At 62.0% G+C, this 19662-nt stretch carries 15 protein-coding genes and 2 pseudogenes; 8 read left to right on the top strand and 9 right to left on the bottom strand.

The genetic code is table 11. The annotated features are described in order from the left end of the window. Positions 1-75: 75 nt before the first annotated feature. From ACF8FG_RS14830 to ACF8FG_RS14810, 5 genes and pseudogenes are all read right to left on the bottom strand, one after another. Positions 76-1068, bottom strand: coding sequence for a lysylphosphatidylglycerol synthase transmembrane domain-containing protein (locus ACF8FG_RS14830; protein ID WP_014592261.1), 993 nt, complete (start codon positions 1066-1068; stop codon positions 76-78). Continuing rightward, the gene (locus tag ACF8FG_RS14825) at positions 1065-1829 is read right to left on the bottom strand and encodes a DUF2334 domain-containing protein (RefSeq protein WP_014592260.1); all 765 of its coding nucleotides are present in this window, start codon (positions 1827-1829) and stop codon (positions 1065-1067) included. The genes ACF8FG_RS14830 and ACF8FG_RS14825 overlap by 4 nt, the downstream gene beginning before the upstream one ends. Next, positions 1822-2943 carry a glycosyltransferase family 1 protein gene (locus ACF8FG_RS14820; protein ID WP_019437961.1) on the bottom strand — a complete coding sequence of 374 codons (1122 nt, stop codon included), beginning with the start codon at positions 2941-2943 and terminating at the stop codon, positions 1822-1824. The genes ACF8FG_RS14825 and ACF8FG_RS14820 overlap by 8 nt, the downstream gene beginning before the upstream one ends. 168 nt (positions 2944-3111) lie before the next feature. Continuing rightward, a pseudogene (locus ACF8FG_RS14815) lies at positions 3112-3708 on the bottom strand (methyl-accepting chemotaxis protein); the annotation flags it as partial. A 261-nt stretch (positions 3709-3969) separates the two neighbouring features. After that, positions 3970-4986, bottom strand: a pseudogene (locus tag ACF8FG_RS14810) (cache domain-containing protein); the annotation flags it as partial. A gap of 168 nt (positions 4987-5154) precedes the next feature. On the opposite strand from ACF8FG_RS14810, the gene ACF8FG_RS14805 reads away from it, so the two are divergent. Further along, positions 5155-6630: a helicase HerA-like domain-containing protein gene (locus ACF8FG_RS14805; RefSeq protein WP_014592257.1), complete on the top strand. Its 1476-nt coding sequence runs from the start codon at positions 5155-5157 to the stop codon at positions 6628-6630. A gap of 122 nt (positions 6631-6752) precedes the next feature. On the opposite strand, the gene ACF8FG_RS14800 is transcribed toward ACF8FG_RS14805, so the two are convergent. Together ACF8FG_RS14800 and ACF8FG_RS14795 are read right to left on the bottom strand one after the other, a co-directional pair. Beyond that, a complete protein-coding gene (locus tag ACF8FG_RS14800; RefSeq protein WP_014592256.1) occupies positions 6753-8225 on the bottom strand; it encodes an inorganic phosphate transporter in 1473 nt (490 codons plus the stop codon). A 312-nt stretch (positions 8226-8537) separates the two neighbouring features. Further along, the gene (locus tag ACF8FG_RS14795; RefSeq protein WP_003251937.1) at positions 8538-8738 is read right to left on the bottom strand and encodes a hypothetical protein; all 201 of its coding nucleotides are present in this window, start codon (positions 8736-8738) and stop codon (positions 8538-8540) included. Between the two features lie 478 nt (positions 8739-9216). On the opposite strand from ACF8FG_RS14795, the gene pcaR reads away from it, so the two are divergent. From pcaR to pcaC, 7 genes are all read left to right on the top strand, one after another. Further along, positions 9217-10092: a pca regulon transcriptional regulator PcaR gene (gene pcaR / locus ACF8FG_RS14790; RefSeq protein ID WP_003251938.1), complete on the top strand. Its 876-nt coding sequence runs from the start codon at positions 9217-9219 to the stop codon at positions 10090-10092. Positions 10093-10412: 320 nt separating this feature from the next. Further along, positions 10413-11759, top strand: coding sequence for an MFS transporter (locus ACF8FG_RS14785; RefSeq protein ID WP_019437962.1), 1347 nt, complete (start codon positions 10413-10415; stop codon positions 11757-11759). Positions 11760-12081: 322 nt separating this feature from the next. Then, the gene (gene pcaF / locus ACF8FG_RS14780; RefSeq protein ID WP_205574442.1) at positions 12082-13287 is read left to right on the top strand and encodes a 3-oxoadipyl-CoA thiolase; all 1206 of its coding nucleotides are present in this window, start codon (positions 12082-12084) and stop codon (positions 13285-13287) included. Between the two features lie 186 nt (positions 13288-13473). Beyond that, positions 13474-14763, top strand: coding sequence for an MFS family transporter (locus tag ACF8FG_RS14775; protein ID WP_003251946.1), 1290 nt, complete (start codon positions 13474-13476; stop codon positions 14761-14763). A gap of 9 nt (positions 14764-14772) precedes the next feature. Continuing rightward, entirely contained in the window at positions 14773-16125 is a 1353-nt protein-coding gene (locus tag ACF8FG_RS14770) for a 3-carboxy-cis,cis-muconate cycloisomerase (protein WP_119713321.1), read from the top strand. Between the two features lie 11 nt (positions 16126-16136). After that, the gene (pcaD, locus tag ACF8FG_RS14765) at positions 16137-16928 is read left to right on the top strand and encodes a 3-oxoadipate enol-lactonase (RefSeq protein ID WP_119713322.1); all 792 of its coding nucleotides are present in this window, start codon (positions 16137-16139) and stop codon (positions 16926-16928) included. A gap of 10 nt (positions 16929-16938) precedes the next feature. Beyond that, entirely contained in the window at positions 16939-17331 is a 393-nt protein-coding gene (gene pcaC / locus ACF8FG_RS14760) for a 4-carboxymuconolactone decarboxylase (protein WP_010952489.1), read from the top strand. Positions 17332-17384: 53 nt separating this feature from the next. Here pcaC and ACF8FG_RS14755 read toward each other — a convergent pair whose 3' ends face one another. Further along, positions 17385-17909: a DUF962 domain-containing protein gene (locus tag ACF8FG_RS14755; protein ID WP_014592252.1), complete on the bottom strand. Its 525-nt coding sequence runs from the start codon at positions 17907-17909 to the stop codon at positions 17385-17387. Between the two features lie 242 nt (positions 17910-18151). Further along, a complete protein-coding gene (locus ACF8FG_RS14750) occupies positions 18152-19408 on the bottom strand; it encodes an OprD family porin (protein ID WP_019437965.1) in 1257 nt (418 codons plus the stop codon). Positions 19409-19662 lie beyond the last annotated feature (254 nt).

The raw sequence follows: 19662 nt of genomic DNA, 5'->3' as shown, positions 1-19662 counted from the left end.
CCCGCTACGACCCTGAAGCCCTGGATGACACGGATGGCACCGACTTCCCCGGCGCCGCCGAACTCTGGCAACAGCTCAACCCGCCTGACGCCGCCAGCGCTCCAGCAACGGACGTCCCAGCAGGCACACAAACACCGGCCCCCCAGCCAGCAGATAAAAGTAGTACGTAACCGCCCGCCATATCAGGATTGCCGCAGCTGCGGTCGAGCTGCCCACCAAGGGTGTCAACAGGCTGGCCGACGTCAGCTCGGCGGCCCCGGCGCCGCCAGGCAGCAGACTGAACTGGCCGGCGCTGAGCGACAGCATCTGCACCAGGAAGCTGGGAATCCAGTGCAGGTCTACCCCCAAGCCCCGCAGCACCAGGTACAAGACGCTGTAGCGCAGCCCCCAATGGATGCAGGTCAGGGTGAACACCAGGCTCAGCCTGCGCTTGGGCAGGCGCCAGGTCTGCGCCAGTGCTGCGACGAAGTGCAGCAGTTTGCGCGCCCAGCGACGTTTGCGCGGCTGGCCCATCCCCATGCGCTGCAACAGCCTGCCGTTCATGCGCATTATCGGGCGCCGGTAGCGCAACAGCCCGATCACCCCGGCCAGCGCTGTGCACAGCAGTAACGCACTGCCAAGCAACATGCTTTCCTGGCTGCGGCCCAGGCTGTGGAACAGCGCGTAGCCGGCAATCGCCAGCATTGCGCAAAAGAAGAACACCAGGTCGTTCAACTGGTCCATGGCAAAAACGGCTCCGCTGCGTGCCGGGCGGATGCGGTCTCGCGCCAGCAGGGCCATCAGGGTCAGCGGCCCACCACTGCCGCCAGGGGTGGTGCAGATGGCAAACTCGGTGGCCATGACCACGCCCAGGCTGCGAGCATGGCTCAACTGTTTTGCCTGCTCACCCAGCAACAGGCGCAGGCGCAGCGCATTGATGACCCAGCACAACATAATCATGCCTAGCAGCATGAGCAGCAGGTGTGGGTCGAACCGGCTCAGCCTCGGCAGCAGCTCGCTACCGCCCAGCAACGCTGGCACCAGCGCTGCACCCAGCAATGCCAACGCCAGCCAGGCCCAGCGCTTCATGCTGCCCCCTGGCGCTCCAGCCAGGCAGATTTGGTCAGCGGCTCGCGGCCATCCTTCAACAGTCTCTCCAGCGTGCGCAACCAATAGTCACGGGATGAGCGATGGCGCATGTCTACAGGGTGCAGCCCCAAGCGCAACGTGCTCGCGCCTCGCCAGCGCTGGCATTGCCAGTCGCACAGCGTGCGGGACAGTTTGCGACGCCATGCGCTGCGCGCGCTCCAGACCAGGCCTGGCGCATCAATGGCCGTAAAGTCCGGCAAGCGGTACAGATGCTGCGGTGTACTGGTGTATTTCAGTGGCAGGCGGCACAGCGCTTGCCGCGTGCCCTGGCTCATGAGCCAGGCCGGTGCGACAAACCCTGCCACAGGCCACCCTTGGTCCTCGAACAGTGCCAGGCCCTCCTGTAGCCGGGTAAGCGCTTCGTTCTCATCAAGGCTGTAGAACTCGCCTTCATGGGTATAAATGCGCCGCATGAAGTAGTCGATGGGGCTGCGCGGTACGGGGCCTTCGTCAGCATGGGCATAGCCGTGAAGCGCCAGTTCGTCGCCTTTGGCGAGGCGTTGGTCCAGCAGACGGCAGAACGAAGGCGCCTGGTGCAGCGGATTACGTCGATGGAAATCCGGGACCACCAGCCATGTCATTGGCACGTTGCCCAGCGCGTCGACGGCCTCTACGAACGGTTCATAGTCCGGCCAGGTTTCCGGGGCAACATCATGCAACACCAGCATGAGGCTGCGTTGGCTGGCGGAAGGCTCAAGCATGGGCGCGCACCTGCGGCTGGTGGCCGAGCACGGCCTGGTAGTGCTGGAGCAGGCCAGCTACCACGTTATCCCATGAATAATGTTGCTCTACATGGTGACGGGCCTGCACGCCGAGCTCGCGGATACCTGCCTCGAATGCCTCGCGCACGGCGCACGCCATGGCCCGACCATCGTTGGGCGTGCACAGGCGGCCACACTGTTCGTTGATGATTTCAGGGAACGCACCGGCGCGCACGGCCACCACGGGTGTGGCGCTGGCCATGGCTTCGAGGATGACCAGGCCGAATGTTTCCTGGTCGCCAGCATGCACCAGCAAATCGGCGCTGGCGATCAGCCGGGCCACCTCGGCAGCCGGGCAGAAGTGATCGATGACACTGACGTTGTGCGGCACGCTGGCCGGCATGTTCGAGCCCACCAGTAACAGGTGGTAGGGGTCGCCGAGTTGCTGCATGCAGTCAAGCAGCACCGGCAGGTTCTTTTCCCGCGAGCCGCGGCCGGCAAAGATCAACAGGCGGCTGGTGTCGGCAATGCCCAGTTCGGCACGTACATGTGGGTCGCGCCGGGAGGGGTGGAAAGTGGCAAGGTCAACGCCCAGCGGCTGCACATGGACATCGCGCACGCCCAAGCGGCGTAGTTTGTCGGCCATCACCTGGCTGGGGGCCAGTACCCGATCAAAATTGCCGTATAGCTTGCTGACGTAGGCCTCGACATTGGGTGCGAACCAGTTGCCCATGCGGTTGCTGACCAGTAACGGCAGGTCGGAATGGTAGAAACCGATCACTGGCACGTCGAGCTGGCGCCGCGCTTCGAGCGCCGCCCAGGCGGTCAGGTAGGGGTCGCCAACTTCGATCAGGTCGGGTTTGAGCGTGCGCAGTGTATTGCACCAGGGGGCCAGGCGTACCGGAAAGCGGTAGCCCTTGCCAAACGGCAAGGGCGGCGCAGGTACCTGATAGATGCCATCGCCGTGTTGGGCGCTGGCACCGGGAATCAACAGGCTGTGGCGTACGCCGTGAATGGCGTCGAGACGGTGATGTTTGGCATCAAGATAGGTACGTACGCCACCGCTGGCCGGGGCGTAGAACATGGTGATGTCGGCGATGTGCACGATCAGCATCCCTCCGGGATCGTCTTCGGGTCTGTCATCCGGCGTTGAAATGCCGGCGATGAAATGCCTAAAGGTGGACCTATCTGAAGGATAGTTTGTTCGATCGGTTTGAGAGGAGGGGAGTGCGCAATGCCTGGCGCAGCGCAGAGGCTGTGCCAGGCGAAGGTGTAGCCTCTATCAGATACGGAAGCTGCCCACCAGGTGCTTCAGGCGGCCAGCCTGCTGCTCGAGGTCGGAGCAGGCGCGCAGGGTTGCTTGCAGGTTCTCCACGCCTTCCTGGTTGAGCATGTTGATCTCGTTGATGTCCATGTTGATCGCCTCGACCACGGCGGTCTGCTCTTCGGTGGCAGTGGCCACCGACTGGTTCATGCCGTCGATCTCGCCAATGCGCACGGTAACGCTGTCCAGTCGCTCACCCGCCTGGTTGGCGATCTGCATGCTGTCCTGGCTGTGGCGCTGGCTCTGGTCCATGGTGTCGACCGACTCGCGGGCACCGACCTGCAGCTCTTCGATCATGGTCTGCACTTGCTGCGCCGACTCCTGGGTGCGGTGCGCCAGATTGCGCACCTCATCGGCGACCACGGCAAAGCCACGCCCGGCCTCACCGGCGCGGGCCGCTTCGATGGCGGCGTTCAGCGCCAGCAGGTTGGTCTGCTGGGAAATGCTGGTGATCACTTCCAGGATCTGGCCAATATTCACGGTCTTGCTGTTCAGTGTTTCGATGTGCGCGCTGGAGGTGACGATCAGGTCGGACAGGCGGTTCATCGCGGCAATGTTGCGCTCGACCACTTGCTGGCCTTCTTCGGCCAACAGGCGCGCGGAGCTTGCGTGCTGCGAAGCCTGGGCGGCGTTGCCGGCGATTTCCTGAGCCGCAGCGCCCAATTCATTGATGGCGGCGGCGACACTGTTGGTGCGGTTGGACTGCTCGTCGGAGTTGGTCATCGACGAGTTCGAAGCGCTGATCACCCGCAGGGCTACTTCGTTGACCTGCTCGGTGGCCGAGGACACTTCGCGAATGCTGCTGTGAATGCGCTCGACGAAGCGGTTGAAGGCGTTGCCGAGAACACCGAATTCGTCGTGGTTGTGGATGTGCAGGCGCTTGGTCAGGTCGCCTTCACCTTCGGCAATGTCTTCCATGGCACGGGTCATGGTGTGCAGCGGCTGCATCAACACGCGGATCAGCAAGCCGAGCAGGCCGATGATGATCACCACTGCCACCACCGTGGCGATCACCGCAGAGGTGCGGAAGGTGCTGAGCATCGAGAAGGCCTTGTCCTTGTCCACCGACAGGCCGATGTACCAGTTTGCCGACGGCAGGCCGGTAATCGGGCTGAAGGTCAGCAGGCGGGTCTGGCCATCGCTTTGCACTTCGGTCAGCTCACCGGTCAGTTTCGGCGTGCGCTGCGGGAACAGGTCCGACAGCGACTTCATGACCAGATCCTTATCCGGGTGCACCAGGATCTTGCCCTGGTCGTTGACCAGGAAGGCGTATCCCATGCCGCCGAAGTTCAGCGAGTTGATGATCTGCACCAGACCGTCCAGGGCCAGGTCGCCGCCGACCACGCCAACGCTGCTGGAGACCTTGCTGAGGATGCCGATGACCATCTTGTTGGTGGTCATGTCGATGTAGGGTTCGGTCAGCGTCGCGCCGCTGGCGTTCATGCCGTCCTTGTACCAAGGGCGGGTGCGCGGGTCGTAGCCGTCGGGCATCTTCGCGTCCGGGCGCACGCTGAAACCGCCGTCGACTTTGCCCAGGTAGACCGTGAGGAAGCTGGATATCAGCGCATTCTGACCCATCAGGGTTTCGGCGTTGGCCGGGTCCTGGGCAATGTTCTGCGCCAGGTTCTCCACCAGTTTTATCCGGCCCTCGAACAGGTTGCGAATGTTGGTCGACGTGGAGGTGCCCATTTCAGCCAGATAGTTTTCCAGGTCCTCGCGGATCGCATTACGCTGGAGGTAATCGTTGTAGAGGGTGAAAAGGCTGAAGGCGAGTATCACGATCAGTGATGCCGCCAAAAGAATCTTGTGGCTGAAACGAAGGCTTTTGTTCATGGCGTAATCGGTTCCGCTAAGGTTTTATATCAGGCGTTCGCACGAGTGGAGCCGTAGGTTGTGCAACATCCCGAAAAGTCCCTTTTCGGCTGTTCCTCTCTATTAAGGCGAATAACACCCACAGGTATCGGCCGAATTAAGCTAAAGCTTGAGCAGAGGATTAAAGAGATGTCGGAATTTTCGACCATCGTTGTAGGCGCGGGCCCGGATGGCCAGCCAGTCGGGCAAGCAATGCGCCTGGCCAACCGCCACGGTCTGGTGGCTGGCGCAACCGGTACTGGCAAGACCGTCACCCTGCAGCGCCTGGCGGAGGTGTTCAGCGACGCAGGGGTGGCGGTGTTCGCCGCGGACGTCAAAGGCGACCTTTGTGGCCTGGGTACTGCCGGTGCGCCACAGGGCAAGGTGGCTGAGCGCATCGCCGGCATGCCGTGGCTGGGGCATACGCCCAGGGCTTACCCGGTGACCTTGTGGGATATCGCCGGGCAGTCTGGCCACCCGCTGCGCACCACCCTCAGTGAAATGGGGCCGTTGTTGCTGGGCAACTTGCTGGAACTGACCGACAGCCAGCAGGCGGCGCTGTATGCAGCATTCAAGGTGGCCGATCGCGAAGGCCTGCTGCTGCTGGACCTCAAAGACCTCAAGGCCCTGCTGGCGCATCTGAAGGACAACCCGCAGTTGCTCGGCGAAGACAGCGCGCTGATGACCACGGCCTCCACCCAGGCTTTGTTGCGCCGGCTCGCTACCTTGGAGCAGCAGGGCGCCGAGGCACTGTTTGGCGAGCCGGCATTGCAACTGGAGGATCTGCTACGCCCTGATCCGGATGGCCGTGGACGTATCCACCTGCTCGATGCCAGCCGATTGGTGCACGAAGCACCCAAGGTGTACGCGACGTTCCTGTTGTGGCTGCTGGCCGAATTGTTCGAGCAGTTGCCCGAGCGCGGTGATGCCGACAAACCGGTGCTGGCGCTGTTCTTCGATGAAGCACACTTGCTGTTCAACGGCACGCCCAAGGCGTTGCAGGACCGTCTTGAGCAAGTGGTCCGGCTGATCCGCTCCAAGGGGGTGGGGGTCTATTTCGTTACCCAGTCGCCGGGTGACTTGCCCGACGCGGTGCTGGCCCAGTTGGGCTTGCGCATTCAGCACGGCTTGCGGGCGTTCACGGCCAAGGAGCAGAAGTCGCTGCGGGCGGTAGCCGATGGTTTCCGTCCCAACCCAACGTTCGACACCCTGGCGGTGCTGACCGAACTGGGTATTGGCGAAGCGCTGGTGGGTACGTTGCAAGAGAAGGGCACGCCGGCCATGGTGCAGAGGGTGCTGGTTGCACCGCCGCAGTCGCGTATCGGGCCCCTGAGTGCGGCTGAGCGCAGTGCGCTGATTGCCGCTTCGCCATTGGCGGGGCGCTATGACAAACCGGTGGACCGTGAGTCTGCCTATGAAATGCTGAGCCAGCGTAAGGGCGAGCCGGTGGAACCGGCGCCACAACCGAAGGCGGATGAAGAGAGTTTTGCCGACAAAGCGGGTGAGTTCTTGCAGAGTGCAGCGGGGCAGGCGATCAAGTCGGCAGTGCGCCAGGCAGCTAACCAGTTGGGACGGCAGTTGGTGCGCGGTTTGATGGGGTCGTTGTTAGGGGGCAAGAAAAGGTAGTCTTCCTGCGCCGCTTCCATACCCTTGGTAGCACAAGGCTGCTCCGGCAAAGAACAAGGCGGCGCAGGCATAACGGCTATGAAAAAGGCGCCCGAGGGCGCCTTCATTCATTGCGGTGTCACTCAGCCAATGGCTTTGGACGCCAGCCAGAACAGGCCGGCCGCCAGGCCCATCGAGGTAGGCAGGGTCAGGACCCATGCCAGCAGGATGGTCTTCACGGTGCCGCCTTGCAGGCCACTTTTGTTGGCGACCATGGTGCCGGCCACGCCGGACGACAGCACGTGGGTGGTCGACACTGGCAGGGCGAAGACGTTGGCCATGCCGATGGCGCAGGCTGCGGTGATCTGTGCCGACATGCCTTGGGCATAGGTCATGCCTTGTTTGCCGATCTTCTCGCCCACCGTCAACACCACACGCTTCCAGCCAACCATGGTGCCCAGGCCAAGGGCCAGGGCGACGGCCACGATCACCCAGAACGGGGCGTATTCGGTGGTGGCGGTGAGGTCTTTGCGCAGTTTTTCAAGGTCGGACTTTTCACGGGCGTCCAGGCCTGGCAGCTTGCCAACCTTCTTCGCCGTGTCATCCAGGCACAACAGATAGCGGCGCACTTCAACGCGCTTCTCGGCATCGAGGCTGTGGTAGTCCGTCACGCCTTTCAGCGAGGTCTGCAGCGCAGCAATGGTCGGCTCGGTCTGCTGCGGGTTGCAACTGAACTGCTCCGGCAGATCGCTGGCCTTGGCCTTGCCCAGTGCCAGGAACTCGCCCAGGGTGGCGGCGTTACGCTGGTAGAACTGGCTCATGTGCAGGGTGGCGTCGCGAGTACGTTCGATCTGGTAGGTGGTGCTGTTCAGGTCGAGTACGAATTTGGCCGGGACAATACCGATCAGCACCAGCATGATCAGGCCGATGCCTTTCTGGCCGTCGTTGGAGCCGTGCACGAAGCTCACGCCCATGGCGGAAACCACCAGGACCAGACGGTTCCAGAAGGGTGGGTGCTTCTTGTCGTCGAGCTTGCGGCGCTGTTCCGGGGTTTTGTGCATCTTCGACAGCGGGCGCCACCATTTCAGGCCGATCAGCACCAGGGCTGCAACGGCAAAGCCGGCCATTGGCGAGACCACCAGCGACATGGCGATATCGATCGCTTTCTGCCAGTTGACGCCGTCGCCTAGCGGAATGTCGTTGATCAGGGCGTTGGCCAGGCCGACACCGAGGATGGAGCCGATCAGCGTGTGCGAACTGGAGGCAGGGATGCCAAAGTACCAAGTGCCCAGGTTCCAGGTGATGGCCGCGGCCAGCAACGAGAAGACCATGGCCAGGCCGTGTCCGGTGTTCACATTGATCAGCAGCTCTACCGGCAACAGGTGCACGATGGCATAGGCCACCCCTACACCGCCAAGCAGAACGCCAAGGAAGTTGAACACGCCGGAGAAGAACACGGCGAGGTGCGGCGGCATGGCTTTGGTGTAGATGACGGTAGCTACCGCGTTGGCGGTGTCATGAAAGCCATTGATGAACTCGAAGGCGAGTACGAAGGTCAAGGCGAGCAGCAGGCTCACCAACACCCAGGCATCCAGTCCGCTGAATAAATCGATCATGAAGGTTGTCTGGCGGGTCTTAGGGGGGCGGGATTATGCCAGAAAACCTTGGCAATCGATGCACCTGTAACAGGCAGATGACAGTCTTCATGGTGCAAGCGCGCCATGCAGAGGGGGGCGGTACGGAAGGTAAATAGCGGCTAAAAATCACAAAATAGGGCGAAAAAAGGCCGAAATCTTGAGAAAAATCCATTTTGCAAAAATTCAAACGCCTGTATGAAATTTGTGTGATTCCATTTCATCATCGGCCAGACAGTAAAGATCGAGCTCGCCCGGGTAGGCCGGGCGACGATGCGCAGAGGGTCCCGAGGCTCAGGGATTGTCGCTGCGCAGTTCTTTTTCGATGCGTTCCAGTTCCTGGCTGAAGGCCTGGTCGCGAACGCTGGCACGCTTGCGCCAGGGTTTGCGTTCCGGATCCGGTTGTGCGGCGTATGTGGTGACTTCGCCACCATAAACATCCTTGTAACGTTCAGCCTGGCGCTCGAGTTCCGCGCGCAGTTCATCTTTCGTCACGTGCAGTACCTGAAGTAAGTGTAATGACTGTTGTTATGCATTGTGCAACATGCATTTTGCCTTGCTGGCCGCAACGGCTTGATAAAGCGGAAGGTTCTATGACCACGGTAAGCGGAGGGCCTGCGCAATCGATTATAGCAACCGATAATTCGCCGAACATCGTTAATTTACGCAACCCTGAGAACATCTGGCGTAAGTAGCAGGATGTGCCCGCGAACAGTTGGGACCTTTCGTACAAGTTAGAAAGGAGGGACGGATAGAAGTTCGTTGCAATGTCAGGGCGGGCCGTAATGAAAAACGGCCTCGCCGAAAGGCGAGGCCGTTGCCTGGGGACTTCTACGGTGGGTACCTGACCAGTCTCTCCAAAGAAGCCACAAGTGGCATGGGAAAGGTATAAGCAAAAGTGTCGGCGGTCAATTGCGATTATCGGCCGTTTGTTCGATAATCGCACGAACCGGTGTTTTTTTTGAGGTGTGCGATGAGTGACGAAACCCTGGGCAACGATTCCGGCAATGCTGAGGTGGCGCGACCTGCTTCGGCTGCCATGGCGCCGCCGATCGTGGCTTCCCCGGCCAAGCGCATCCAGGCCTTTACCGGTGACCCGGACTTCATGACCTCGCTGGCACGTGGCCTGGCCGTGATCCAGGCATTCCAGGAGCGCAAGCGCCACCTGACCATCGCCCAGATCAGCCACCGTACCGAAATCCCTCGCGCGGCGGTGCGACGTTGCCTGCACACGTTGATCAAGCTGGGGTACGCCACCACCGACGGGCGTACCTATTCGCTGCTGCCCAAAGTGCTGACCCTGGGGCATGCGTACCTGTCGTCGACGCCGCTGGCAATTTCTGCCCAGCCGTACCTGGACCGCATCAGCGACCAGCTGCATGAGGCGGCTAACATGGCCACCCTCGAAGGCGACGACATCCTTTATATAGCCCGTTCGGCCACGGTCGAGCGTCTGATCTCGGTTGATCTGTCGGTGGGCGGGCGCCTGCCGGCCTATTGCACGTCGATGGGGCGCATTCTGCTGGCGGCCATGGACGACACCAGCCTGCGTGAGTACCTGGAACGTGCCGACCTCAAGGCGCGCACCAGCCGCACCCTGAATGACCCCGAATCATTGTTCGCCTGCATCCAGCAGGTGCGCGCCCAGGGCTGGTGCGTGGTAGATCAGGAACTGGAACAGGGGCTGCGATCGATTGCCGTGCCGGTGTATGACGCTTCGGGGCAGGTATTGGCTGCGCTGAACGTCAGTACCCATGTCGGGCGGGTGACCCGCAGTGAACTGGAGCAGCGGTTCTTGCCGATTTTGCTGGCAGCCAGCCGGGACCTTTGCCACCAGTTGTTTGGTTAAGACCGCAGGGAGCACGTTGCGGCCCCGGATCAGAACAGGCAAAACCGTTTCTTGTGCGATAAACGCACAGTGTCGTGCCGGGTGAATTGCGTCACCTCGGCCGGCTGATTAATGTCTCTCGCAACGGTCGGCTAGCCGACCGAACAAGAAAAACACTAGAGGCACTCACTCATGAATACTGTCACCTCGCTGCTGCGGCCGCACCCGCATGCAGTATCGTTATATCCAGGCTGACCCAGGCCATATACCCCAATCATCGCCCTTGTACCGGATACCCGCGTGCAATCGCCTGACTGTGCCCCACATTCTGGATAACAATAATGAACCAAGCGCAAACCAACGTCGGCAAAAGCCTCGACGTTCAGTCATTCATCAATCAGCAGCCGCTGTCCCGTTATCAATGGCGGGTCGTATTGCTGTGCTTCCTGATCGTCTTCCTCGACGGCCTGGACACCGCTGCCATGGGGTTCATCGCCCCGGCACTATCGCAAGAGTGGGGGATCGACCGCGCGAGCCTTGGGCCGGTCATGAGTGCCGCGTTGATCGGCATGGTGTTCGGCGCCCTGGGCTCCGGGCCGCTGGCTGACCGTTTCGGCCGCAAAGGCGTGCTGGTGGGGGCGGTGTTGGTGTTCGGTGGCTTCAGCCTGGCCTCGGCCTATGCCACCAACGTCGACCAGTTGCTGGTACTGCGCTTCCTGACCGGCCTGGGCCTGGGTGCAGGCATGCCCAACGCTACCACGCTGTTGTCTGAATACACGCCGGAGCGCCTCAAGTCGCTGCTGGTGACCAGCATGTTCTGTGGCTTCAACCTGGGCATGGCGGGTGGTGGCTTCATTTCTGCCAAGATGATCCCGGCCTACGGCTGGCACAGCCTGCTGGTCATCGGTGGCGTGCTGCCGTTGCTGCTGGCGCTGGTGCTGATGGTCTGGCTGCCGGAGTCGGCGCGGTTCCTGGTGGTGCGCAACCGCGGCACCGACAAGGTGCGCAAGACCTTGTCGCCAATCGCCCCGCAAGTGGTCGCCGAGGCAGGCAGTTTCAGCGTGCCGGAGCAAAAGGCGGTGGCTGCACGCAATGTGTTCGCGGTGATCTTCTCTGGCACCTATGGCTTGGGCACCGTGTTGTTGTGGCTGACCTATTTCATGGGGCTGGTGATCGTCTACCTCCTGACCAGCTGGCTGCCAACCCTGATGCGTGACAGCGGCGCGAGCATGGAACAGGCCGCGTTTATCGGCGCGCTGTTCCAGTTTGGCGGAGTGCTAAGTGCTGTCGGCGTGGGTTGGGCCATGGACCGTTTCAATCCGCACAAGGTGATCGGCATTTTCTATCTGCTGGCCGGGGTGTTCGCCTACGCAGTGGGGCAGAGCCTGGGCAACATCACCGTGCTAGCCACCCTGGTACTTGTCGCCGGTATGTGCGTAAACGGTGCGCAGTCGGCAATGCCATCGCTGGCGGCGCGCTTCTATCCCACCCAGGGCCGAGCCACAGGCGTATCGTGGATGCTGGGTATTGGCCGCTTTGGTGCGATTCTCGGGGCCTGGAGTGGTGCAACGCTGCTGGGCCTGGGCTGGAGCTTCGAGCAGGTGCTGACGGCGTTGCTGGTGCCGGCGGCGCTGGCGACTGTGGGTGTGGTGGTCAAGGGGCTGGTCAGCCACGCTGACGCAACCTGAGGGCGAGGGCCGCGTTACGGCCCATTCACAGCACAACGCCGCGCCGACAGGTGCGGCATTGTGCTGCGATCAGGGCGCACAACTGCCCTGCGGTGGCGTGGGCAGTTGCGCAACAAATGGTTCGTTAATCGCACAAATAGTCGATTATCGGATTGTAAGGTGCCCACCAGTCTCCTTAATCTGGGTTCATCGAAGCACCCTGACCAGGAGCCTCCAAATGCCACGCGCAGACCATTTCCACACTCACCCCAATCGAGCCGTCCGCCATGCGTGACCTCGACGCCCGTACCGCCGCTGACCATGGCCAGCTGGCAGGAGAAGCCTGATGCACGACGTATTCATCTGTGATGCCATCCGTACCCCGATCGGCCGCTTCGGCGGCGCCCTGGCCAGCGTGCGGGCCGACGACCTGGCAGCCGTGCCGCTGAAGGCGCTGATCGAGCGCAACCCTGGCGTGCAGTGGGACCAGGTAGACGAAGTGTTCTTCGGCTGCGCCAACCAGGCCGGTGAAGACAACCGCAACGTGGCCCGCATGGCACTGCTGCTGGCCGGCCTGCCGGAAAGCATCCCGGGCGTCACCCTGAACCGCCTGTGCGCGTCGGGCATGGATGCCGTCGGCACCGCGTTTCGCGCCATCGCCAGCGGCGAGATGGAACTGGTGATTGCCGGTGGCGTCGAGTCGATGTCGCGCGCCCCGTTCGTCATGGGCAAGGCTGAAAGCGCCTATTCGCGCAACATGAAGCTGGAAGACACCACCATTGGCTGGCGTTTCATCAACCCGCTGATGAAGAGCCAGTACGGTGTGGATTCCATGCCGGAAACCGCTGACAACGTGGCTGACGACTATCAGGTTTCGCGTGCTGACCAGGACGCTTTCGCCTTACGCAGCCAGCAGAAGGCTGCCGCTGCGCAGGCTGCCGGCTTCTTTGCCGAAGAAATTGTGCCGGTGCGTATCGCTCACAAGAAGGGCGAAATCATCGTCGAACGTGACGAACACCTGCGCCCGGAAACCACGCTGGAGGCGCTGACCAAGCTCAAACCGGTCAACGGCCCGGACAAGACGGTCACCGCCGGCAACGCCTCGGGCGTGAACGACGGTGCTGCGGCGATGATCCTGGCCTCGGCCGCAGCGGTGAAGAAACACGGCCTGACCCCGCGTGCCCGCGTTCTGGGCATGGCCAGCGGCGGTGTTGCTCCACGTGTCATGGGCATTGGCCCGGTGCCGGCGGTGCGCAAGCTGACCGAGCGTCTTGGGGTAGCGGTAAGCGATTTCGATGTGATTGAGCTTAACGAAGCGTTTGCCAGTCAAGGCCTGGCGGTGCTGCGTGAGCTGGGTGTCGCTGACGATGCACCACAGGTAAACCCTAATGGCGGCGCCATTGCCCTGGGCCACCCGCTGGGCATGAGCGGTGCGCGCCTGGTGCTGACTGCGCTGCACCAACTGGAGAAAAGTGGTGGGCGTAAAGGCCTGGCGACCATGTGTGTGGGCGTTGGCCAAGGTCTGGCACTGGCCATCGAGCGGGTTTGACCTGTACCGGCCGCTTCGCGGGCAAGCCCGCTCTTACAGGGATCCACGCAATCACCTGTGGGGCGGGCTTGCCCGCGAAGAGGTCTGTCCTGTGAGACACAAGGCCAATTGCCAGCCAGATAGCGGAACGAGTGTGTTACTAGGTATGTCTAGACTTGCCTAGGACCCTCCAGGAGTGAAACCCTCATGACCTCAACCTATTACACCGGCGAAGAACGCAGCAAGCGCATCTTCGCTATTGTCGGTGCCTCGTCAGGCAACCTGGTGGAATGGTTCGACTTCTACGTCTACGCCTTCTGCGCGATCTACTTTGCCCCGGCCTTCTTTCCCTCCGACGACCCCACCGTGCAGCTGTTGAACACGGCAGGTGTATTCGCCGCAGGCTTCCTGATGCGCCCCATTGGTGGCTGGATCTTCGGCCGCCTCGCCGACCGCCATGGTCGCAAGAACTCCCTGATGATCTCGGTGCTGATGATGTGCTTCGGCTCCCTGATGATCGCCTGCCTGCCCACCTATGCCAGCATCGGCACCTGGGCCCCGGCGCTGCTATTGCTGGCTCGCCTGATCCAGGGGCTGTCGGTAGGGGGCGAGTACGGCACCACGGCCACCTACATGAGTGAAGTGGCACTGCGGGGGCAGCGCGGCTTCTTTGCTTCGTTCCAGTACGTCACGCTGATCGGCGGCCAGTTGCTGGCGGTACTGGTCGTGGTGATCCTGCAACAGCTGCTGACTGAAGATGAACTGCGGGCCTGGGGCTGGCGCATTCCCTTCGTGGTGGGGGCCATCGCCGCCCTGATCTCGCTGATGTTGCGCCGTTCGCTGCACGAAACCAGTAGCGCCGAAGCCCGCAATGACAAGGATGCAGGTTCTATCGCAGGCCTGTTCCGCAATCACGCAGCGGCGTTCATCACGGTACTGGGCTACACCGCGGGTGGCTCGCTGATTTTCTATACTTTCACCACCTACATGCAGAAATACTTGGTCAACACCGCGGGTATGACAGCCAAGAACGCCAGCTACGTGATGACCGGGGCGTTGTTCCTGTTCATGGTGTTGCAGCCGTTCTTCGGCATGCTGTCCGACCGTATCGGTCGGCGCAATTCGATGCTGCTGTTCGGCGGCCTCGGTACCCTGTGCACCGTGCCGCTGCTGATGGCACTGAAAACCGTGACCAGCCCGTTCATGGCCTTCGTGCTGATCAGCCTGGCCCTGTGTATCGTCAGTTTCTACACCTCGATCAGCGGTCTGGTGAAGGCTGAGATGTTCCCGCCGCAGGTGCGTGCACTGGGTGTTGGCCTGGCCTATGCGGTGGCCAACGCAGCATTCGGCGGTTCGGCCGAGTATGTGGCCCTGGGCCTGAAAACCCTGGGGATGGAAAACACTTTCTATTGGTACGTCACGGCGATGATGGCGATTGCCTTCCTGTTCAGCCTGCGCCTGCCGAAGCAGGCGGCGTACCTGCACCATGATGACTAAGGACGCTGCATGAGCAACCAACTGTTCGACGCCTATTTCACCGCGCCGGCCATGCGCGAGATTTTCTCCGACCGTGGCCGCCTGCAGGGCATGCTGGATTTCGAAGCAGCGCTTGCCCGTGCCGAAGCCTCTGCCGGTTTGGTACCGCACAGCGCGGTAGCAGCCATCGTGGCGGCATGCCAGGCCGAGCGCTATGACGTTGGCGCGCTGGCCAATGCCATCGCCACCGCCGGCAACTCGGCCATTCCGCTGGTGAAAGCGTTGGGCAAGGTGATCGCCACTGGCGTACCTGAGGCTGAGCGCTATGTGCACCTTGGCGCCACCAGCCAGGATGCGATGGACACTGGTCTGGTTCTGCAGCTGCGCGATGCCCTCGATTTGATCGAGGCCGACCTCGGCAAGCTGGCCGATACCCTATCGCAGCAGGCCTTGAAGCACGCCGATACACCATTGGTGGGTCGTACCTGGTTGCAACACGCCACCCCGGTGACCCTGGGCATGAAACTGGCCGGTGTACTGGGGGCTTTGACCCGCCACCGTCAGCGCCTGCAGGAACTGCGCCCGCGCCTGCTGGTCCTGCAGTTCGGCGGTGCTTCGGGTAGCCTGGCGGCCCTGGGCAGCAAGGCGATGCCGGTGGCCGAAGCGCTGGCCGAACAGCTCAAGCTGAGCCTGCCCGAGCAGCCCTGGCACACCCAGCGCGACCGCCTGGTGGAGTTTGCCTCGGTACTGGGCCTGGTTGCCGGCAGCCTGGGCAAGTTCGGCCGTGATATCAGCTTGCTGATGCAAACCGAGGCGGGGGAGGTGTTTGAGCCTTCTGCGCCGGGTAAGGGTGGTTCTTCGACCATGCCACACAAGCGCAACCCGGTGGGTGCCGCCGTGTTGATCGGTGCCGCGACCCGCGTGCCGGGCTTGCTGTCGACGCTGTTCGCAGCCATGCCTCAGGAGCACGAACGCAGCCTGGGCTTATGGCATGCCGAGTGGGAAACCCTGCCGGATATCTGCTGCCTGGTCTCTGGCGCCCTGCGCCAGGCTCAAGTGATTGCCGAGGGCATGGAGGTGGATGCCGCGCGCATGCGCCGTAACCTCGACCTGACACAAGGCCTGGTGCTGGCCGAAGCGGTGAGCATCGTCCTCGCCCAGCGTCTGGGTCGCGACCGTGCCCACCACCTGCTGGAACAATGCTGCCAGCGCGCGGTGGCCGAACAGCGGCACCTGCGTGCCGTGCTGGGTGACGAGCCGCAGGTCAGCGCCGAGCTGTCTGGCGAAGAACTCGATCGCCTGCTCGACCCTGCCCATTACCTGGGCCAGGCCCGCGTCTGGGTGGCGCGCGCCGTGTCCGAACATCAACGTTTTACTGCCTGAAGGAGACCGCTGTGGCGCACTTGCAACTGGCCGATGGCGTTTTGAATTACCAGATCGATGGCCCGGATGAAGCCCCGGTGCTGGTCCTGTCCAACTCGCTGGGTACCGACCTGGGCATGTGGGACACCCAGATTCCGCTCTGGAGCCAGCACTTCCGGGTGCTGCGCTATGACACCCGTGGTCACGGCGCATCGCTGGTCACTGAAGGCCCTTACAGCATCGATCAGCTGGGCCGCGACGTGCTGACCCTGCTCGATGGCCTGGACATTCAGAAGGCTCACTTCGTCGGCCTGTCGATGGGGGGCCTGATCGGCCAGTGGCTGGGTATCCATGCAGGTGAGCGCCTGCACAGCCTGACCCTGTGCAACACGGCCGCCAAGATCGCCAACGACGAGGTGTGGAACACCCGTATCGACACGGTACTCAAAGGCGGCCAGCAGGCCATGGTCGACCTGCGCGATGCCTCCATCGCCCGCTGGTTCACCCCGGGCTTTGCCCAGGCACAGGCGGAGCAGGCCCAGCGTATCTGCCAGATGCTGGCGCAAACCAGCCCGCAAGGGTACGCAGGCAACTGTGCAGCGGTACGTGACGCTGATTATCGTGAGCAACTGGGCCGCATCCAGGTGCCCGCGCTGATCGTTGCCGGTACGCAAGACGTGGTTACCACCCCTGAGCATGGCCGCTTCATGCAGGCCGGTATCCAAGGTGCCGAGTACGTCGACTTCCCGGCGGCGCACCTGTCCAACGTCGAGATTGGCGAGGCTTTCAGCCGCCGCGTGCTCGATTTCCTGCTGGCTCACTGAGGACAACACCATGGACGAGAAACAACGTTACGACGCTGGCATGCAAGTGCGCCGCGCAGTGCTGGGTGATGCCCACGTGGACCGCAGCCTGGAGAAGCTCAACGACTTCAATGGCGAGTTCCAGGAAATGATCACCCGCCATGCCTGGGGTGACATCTGGACCCGCCCAGGGCTGCCGCGCCATACCCGCAGCCTGATCACCATCGCCATGCTGATCGGCATGAACCGCAACGACGAGCTGAAGCTGCACCTGCGTGCGGCGGCCAACAATGGCGTGACCCGCGACGAGATCAAGGAAGTGCTGATGCAGAGCGCGATCTACTGCGGCATTCCGGCGGCCAATGCCACGTTCCACCTGGCTGAGTCGGTGTGGGATGAACTTGGCGTAGAGTCGCGCCAGTAAATCGTGTTCGCGGGCAAGCCCCCTGCAACAGGGCGCTTGCCCGCGAATGGCCTTTACACCGATGCCTTTTTTTGCCGCATGGCAATCGGGCCGGCATTGGTTTCCACGGCGCGCTTCAGGGTCGGGCACAGGCCTAGCATGAACGCAGCTTCCGCCACCACGAACAGTGGCCCGATGATCAGGCCGCTCAGGTCGTCGACAAATGCCGGTTTGCGGCCTTCGTAGTAATGGCCGATGAACTGGATGATCCAGCCCACCACGAACGCCCCCAGCCCGGCACCGAGCCATAGCGTTGTCGACTGCACTGCCAGCGCTTCACCGACCCACAGGCACATGCCCAGCAACAGCCCCATCACCAGCCCGAAGCGCAGGTCCAGGCGCAAGTAGAACCACACAGACACCGCCGCTGCCACCAGGGCAGGGGACAGCCACAGGCCAGCTATCTCCCAGCCTGGGCGTGAAAGCAGGATGGTGACTGCCAGCACGATCATGGGGATGCCGACGAAGTGGGTGGCGATGTTGCGCGGATCGCGGTGGTAGTTGGCGTATTGGCTCAGGTGGTCGACGAGGGTTTTCATTGTTGTGCCTCCCTGTTCAGCTTTGTTTCACCTGTAGCGGATAGTGATCAGGATAGCCTGCAGTCACCACCATCATCAGCTCAGCGAATGGCAACAGCGTGCACTGGCAAATTCATGGCAGGGTTTTCATCAAGCTGTTGCAAATCATGCCTTCAAAAAAGGGCAGGGATTTTTATAGCTTCAGGTCATTTGAGGAGGCGTCTGGCCTCCTCGCGCGTTTATCCGCGAAGAGGCCATTTGATTCACAGAAGATTCAGCGGATAACTCACAATCAAGCGGTTCTCATCGAACGCGTTGGTGCTGAAGTCGCGACGCATGGTCGAGTTGCGCCATTTCACCGACAGGTCCTTGAAGCTGCCCGACTGCACCACATAGGCCAGCTCTGTTTCCCGCGCCCATTCCTTGCCATCGTCTATGCTGCCCACGGTGACGTTGTCACCCTTGATATAGCGGTTCATCAGGGTCAGGCCGGGTACGCCGACGGTGGCGAAGTTGAAGTCATGGCGAACCTGCCAGGAACGCTCCTTGGCATTGTCGAAGCTTGAATTGTAGCTGTCGTTGGCCAGGGTACCGCCACTGGTGCCATTGACCCGCATCCAGGCATCGTCGCCGCTGACCTTCTGCAGGCCAACGTAAAAGGTGTGGCCTTGGTAGCGCGCGGAAAGCAAGGCGGAGGCGGTGCGGTTGTCCAGCTTGCCGGCCCGTTCGGCGCCATCTTCCTTGCCGATGAAGTAGCCCAGGTTGGCGCCCAGCGTCCAGTCGCCCAGCGGCTGGCTGTGCGTCAGGTTGAGGTATTGCTGGCGGTAGATGTCCTTGAGCTGGGCATCCCACAGGCCGATCATGGTGCGCTTGTCGTTGAAGGTGTACTCACCGCCGCCGAAGTTGAAACGGTCGGAGGTGAAGGCGGCTTTGCCGTTGAGCGACATGTCTTCCATGCTGGCATCGTTGCGCGGGCTGTTGCCGCGGAACTGGCCGGCGTACAGGGTCAGGCCGGCGATTTCCCTGGAGGTCAGCTGGCCACCGCGGAAGGTTTGCGGCAGTGAGCGGCCATCGTCCGAACGCAGGATTGGCAGTACCGGCATCCATTCACCGACTTTGAGCTCGGTTTCGGACAGCTTGGCCTTCAGCGCCACACCCAGCCGGCCAAAGTCATCGGCCGGGCGGCCGTCGTCATGCACGGGCAGCAGGTGAGTGTTGGTGGTGCCTTTGCCGCCGTCGAGCTTGACCGAGTACAGGCCCAGTACGTCCACGCCGAAACCGACCGTGCCCTGGGTGAAACCGGAACGGGCATCGAGGATGAAGCTTTGTGTCCATTCCTCGGCCTTGCCCTGTGGGTGGGCCGGATCGACGAAGTTACGGTTGATGTAGAAGTTGCGCAGGTTGAGGGTGGCCTTGGCGTCCTCGATGAAACCACCTTCGTTGGCGGCGAATGCGGGGAGGGCGCAGGACATGGCCAACAGGCCAGGCAGCAGCTGACGTGCGGGTAGCGAAATGCTCATCTGTCGTGGATCTCTTGTTTTTATGGTCGAGCCGGTGCACTGCGGGATCGGGCCTGCAGGTGCGGGTGTTTTTGATGAACTTGGGTAACGTTGCGTGGGGGGATGGTGCGGGGTAGTGAGGGGGTGAGGCAATTCGCCGCAAACGGAACGGGGCGATAATCGAACGGAATGTTCCGGTTGGTTAATAACTCTCCTGTGGTGGCCTCTTCGCGGGTAAACCCGCTCCTACAACGGCTTGCGCCCAGCCACCGATA

The organism is Pseudomonas sp. YQ_6 (assembly GCF_043103245.1).
GTDB classification, from domain to species: Bacteria; Pseudomonadota; Gammaproteobacteria; order Pseudomonadales; family Pseudomonadaceae; genus Aquipseudomonas; species Aquipseudomonas alloputida.
Note: the sequence above shows the minus strand (reverse complement) of the source record. Positions and strands in the feature narration are given on the sequence as shown.

What these genes read in the sequence shown, in the direction of transcription:
- ACF8FG_RS14830 (WP_014592261.1), bottom strand. Translation starts at nt 1,068, where the DNA reads ATGAAGCGCTGGGCCTGGCTGGCGTTGGCATTGCTGGGTGCAGCGCTG.
- ACF8FG_RS14825 (WP_014592260.1), bottom strand. Translation starts at nt 1,829, where the DNA reads ATGCTTGAGCCTTCCGCCAGCCAACGCAGCCTCATGCTGGTGTTGCAT.
- ACF8FG_RS14820 (WP_019437961.1), bottom strand. Translation starts at nt 2,943, where the DNA reads ATGCTGATCGTGCACATCGCCGACATCACCATGTTCTACGCCCCGGCC.
- ACF8FG_RS14805 (WP_014592257.1), top strand. Translation starts at nt 5,155, where the DNA reads ATGTCGGAATTTTCGACCATCGTTGTAGGCGCGGGCCCGGATGGCCAG.
- ACF8FG_RS14800 (WP_014592256.1), bottom strand. Translation starts at nt 8,225, where the DNA reads ATGATCGATTTATTCAGCGGACTGGATGCCTGGGTGTTGGTGAGCCTG.
- pcaR (WP_003251938.1), top strand. Translation starts at nt 9,217, where the DNA reads ATGAGTGACGAAACCCTGGGCAACGATTCCGGCAATGCTGAGGTGGCG.
- ACF8FG_RS14785 (WP_019437962.1), top strand. Translation starts at nt 10,413, where the DNA reads ATGAACCAAGCGCAAACCAACGTCGGCAAAAGCCTCGACGTTCAGTCA.
- ACF8FG_RS14775 (WP_003251946.1), top strand. Translation starts at nt 13,474, where the DNA reads ATGACCTCAACCTATTACACCGGCGAAGAACGCAGCAAGCGCATCTTC.
- ACF8FG_RS14770 (WP_119713321.1), top strand. Translation starts at nt 14,773, where the DNA reads ATGAGCAACCAACTGTTCGACGCCTATTTCACCGCGCCGGCCATGCGC.
- pcaC (WP_010952489.1), top strand. Translation starts at nt 16,939, where the DNA reads ATGGACGAGAAACAACGTTACGACGCTGGCATGCAAGTGCGCCGCGCA.
- ACF8FG_RS14755 (WP_014592252.1), bottom strand. Translation starts at nt 17,909, where the DNA reads ATGAAAACCCTCGTCGACCACCTGAGCCAATACGCCAACTACCACCGC.
- ACF8FG_RS14750 (WP_019437965.1), bottom strand. Translation starts at nt 19,408, where the DNA reads ATGAGCATTTCGCTACCCGCACGTCAGCTGCTGCCTGGCCTGTTGGCC.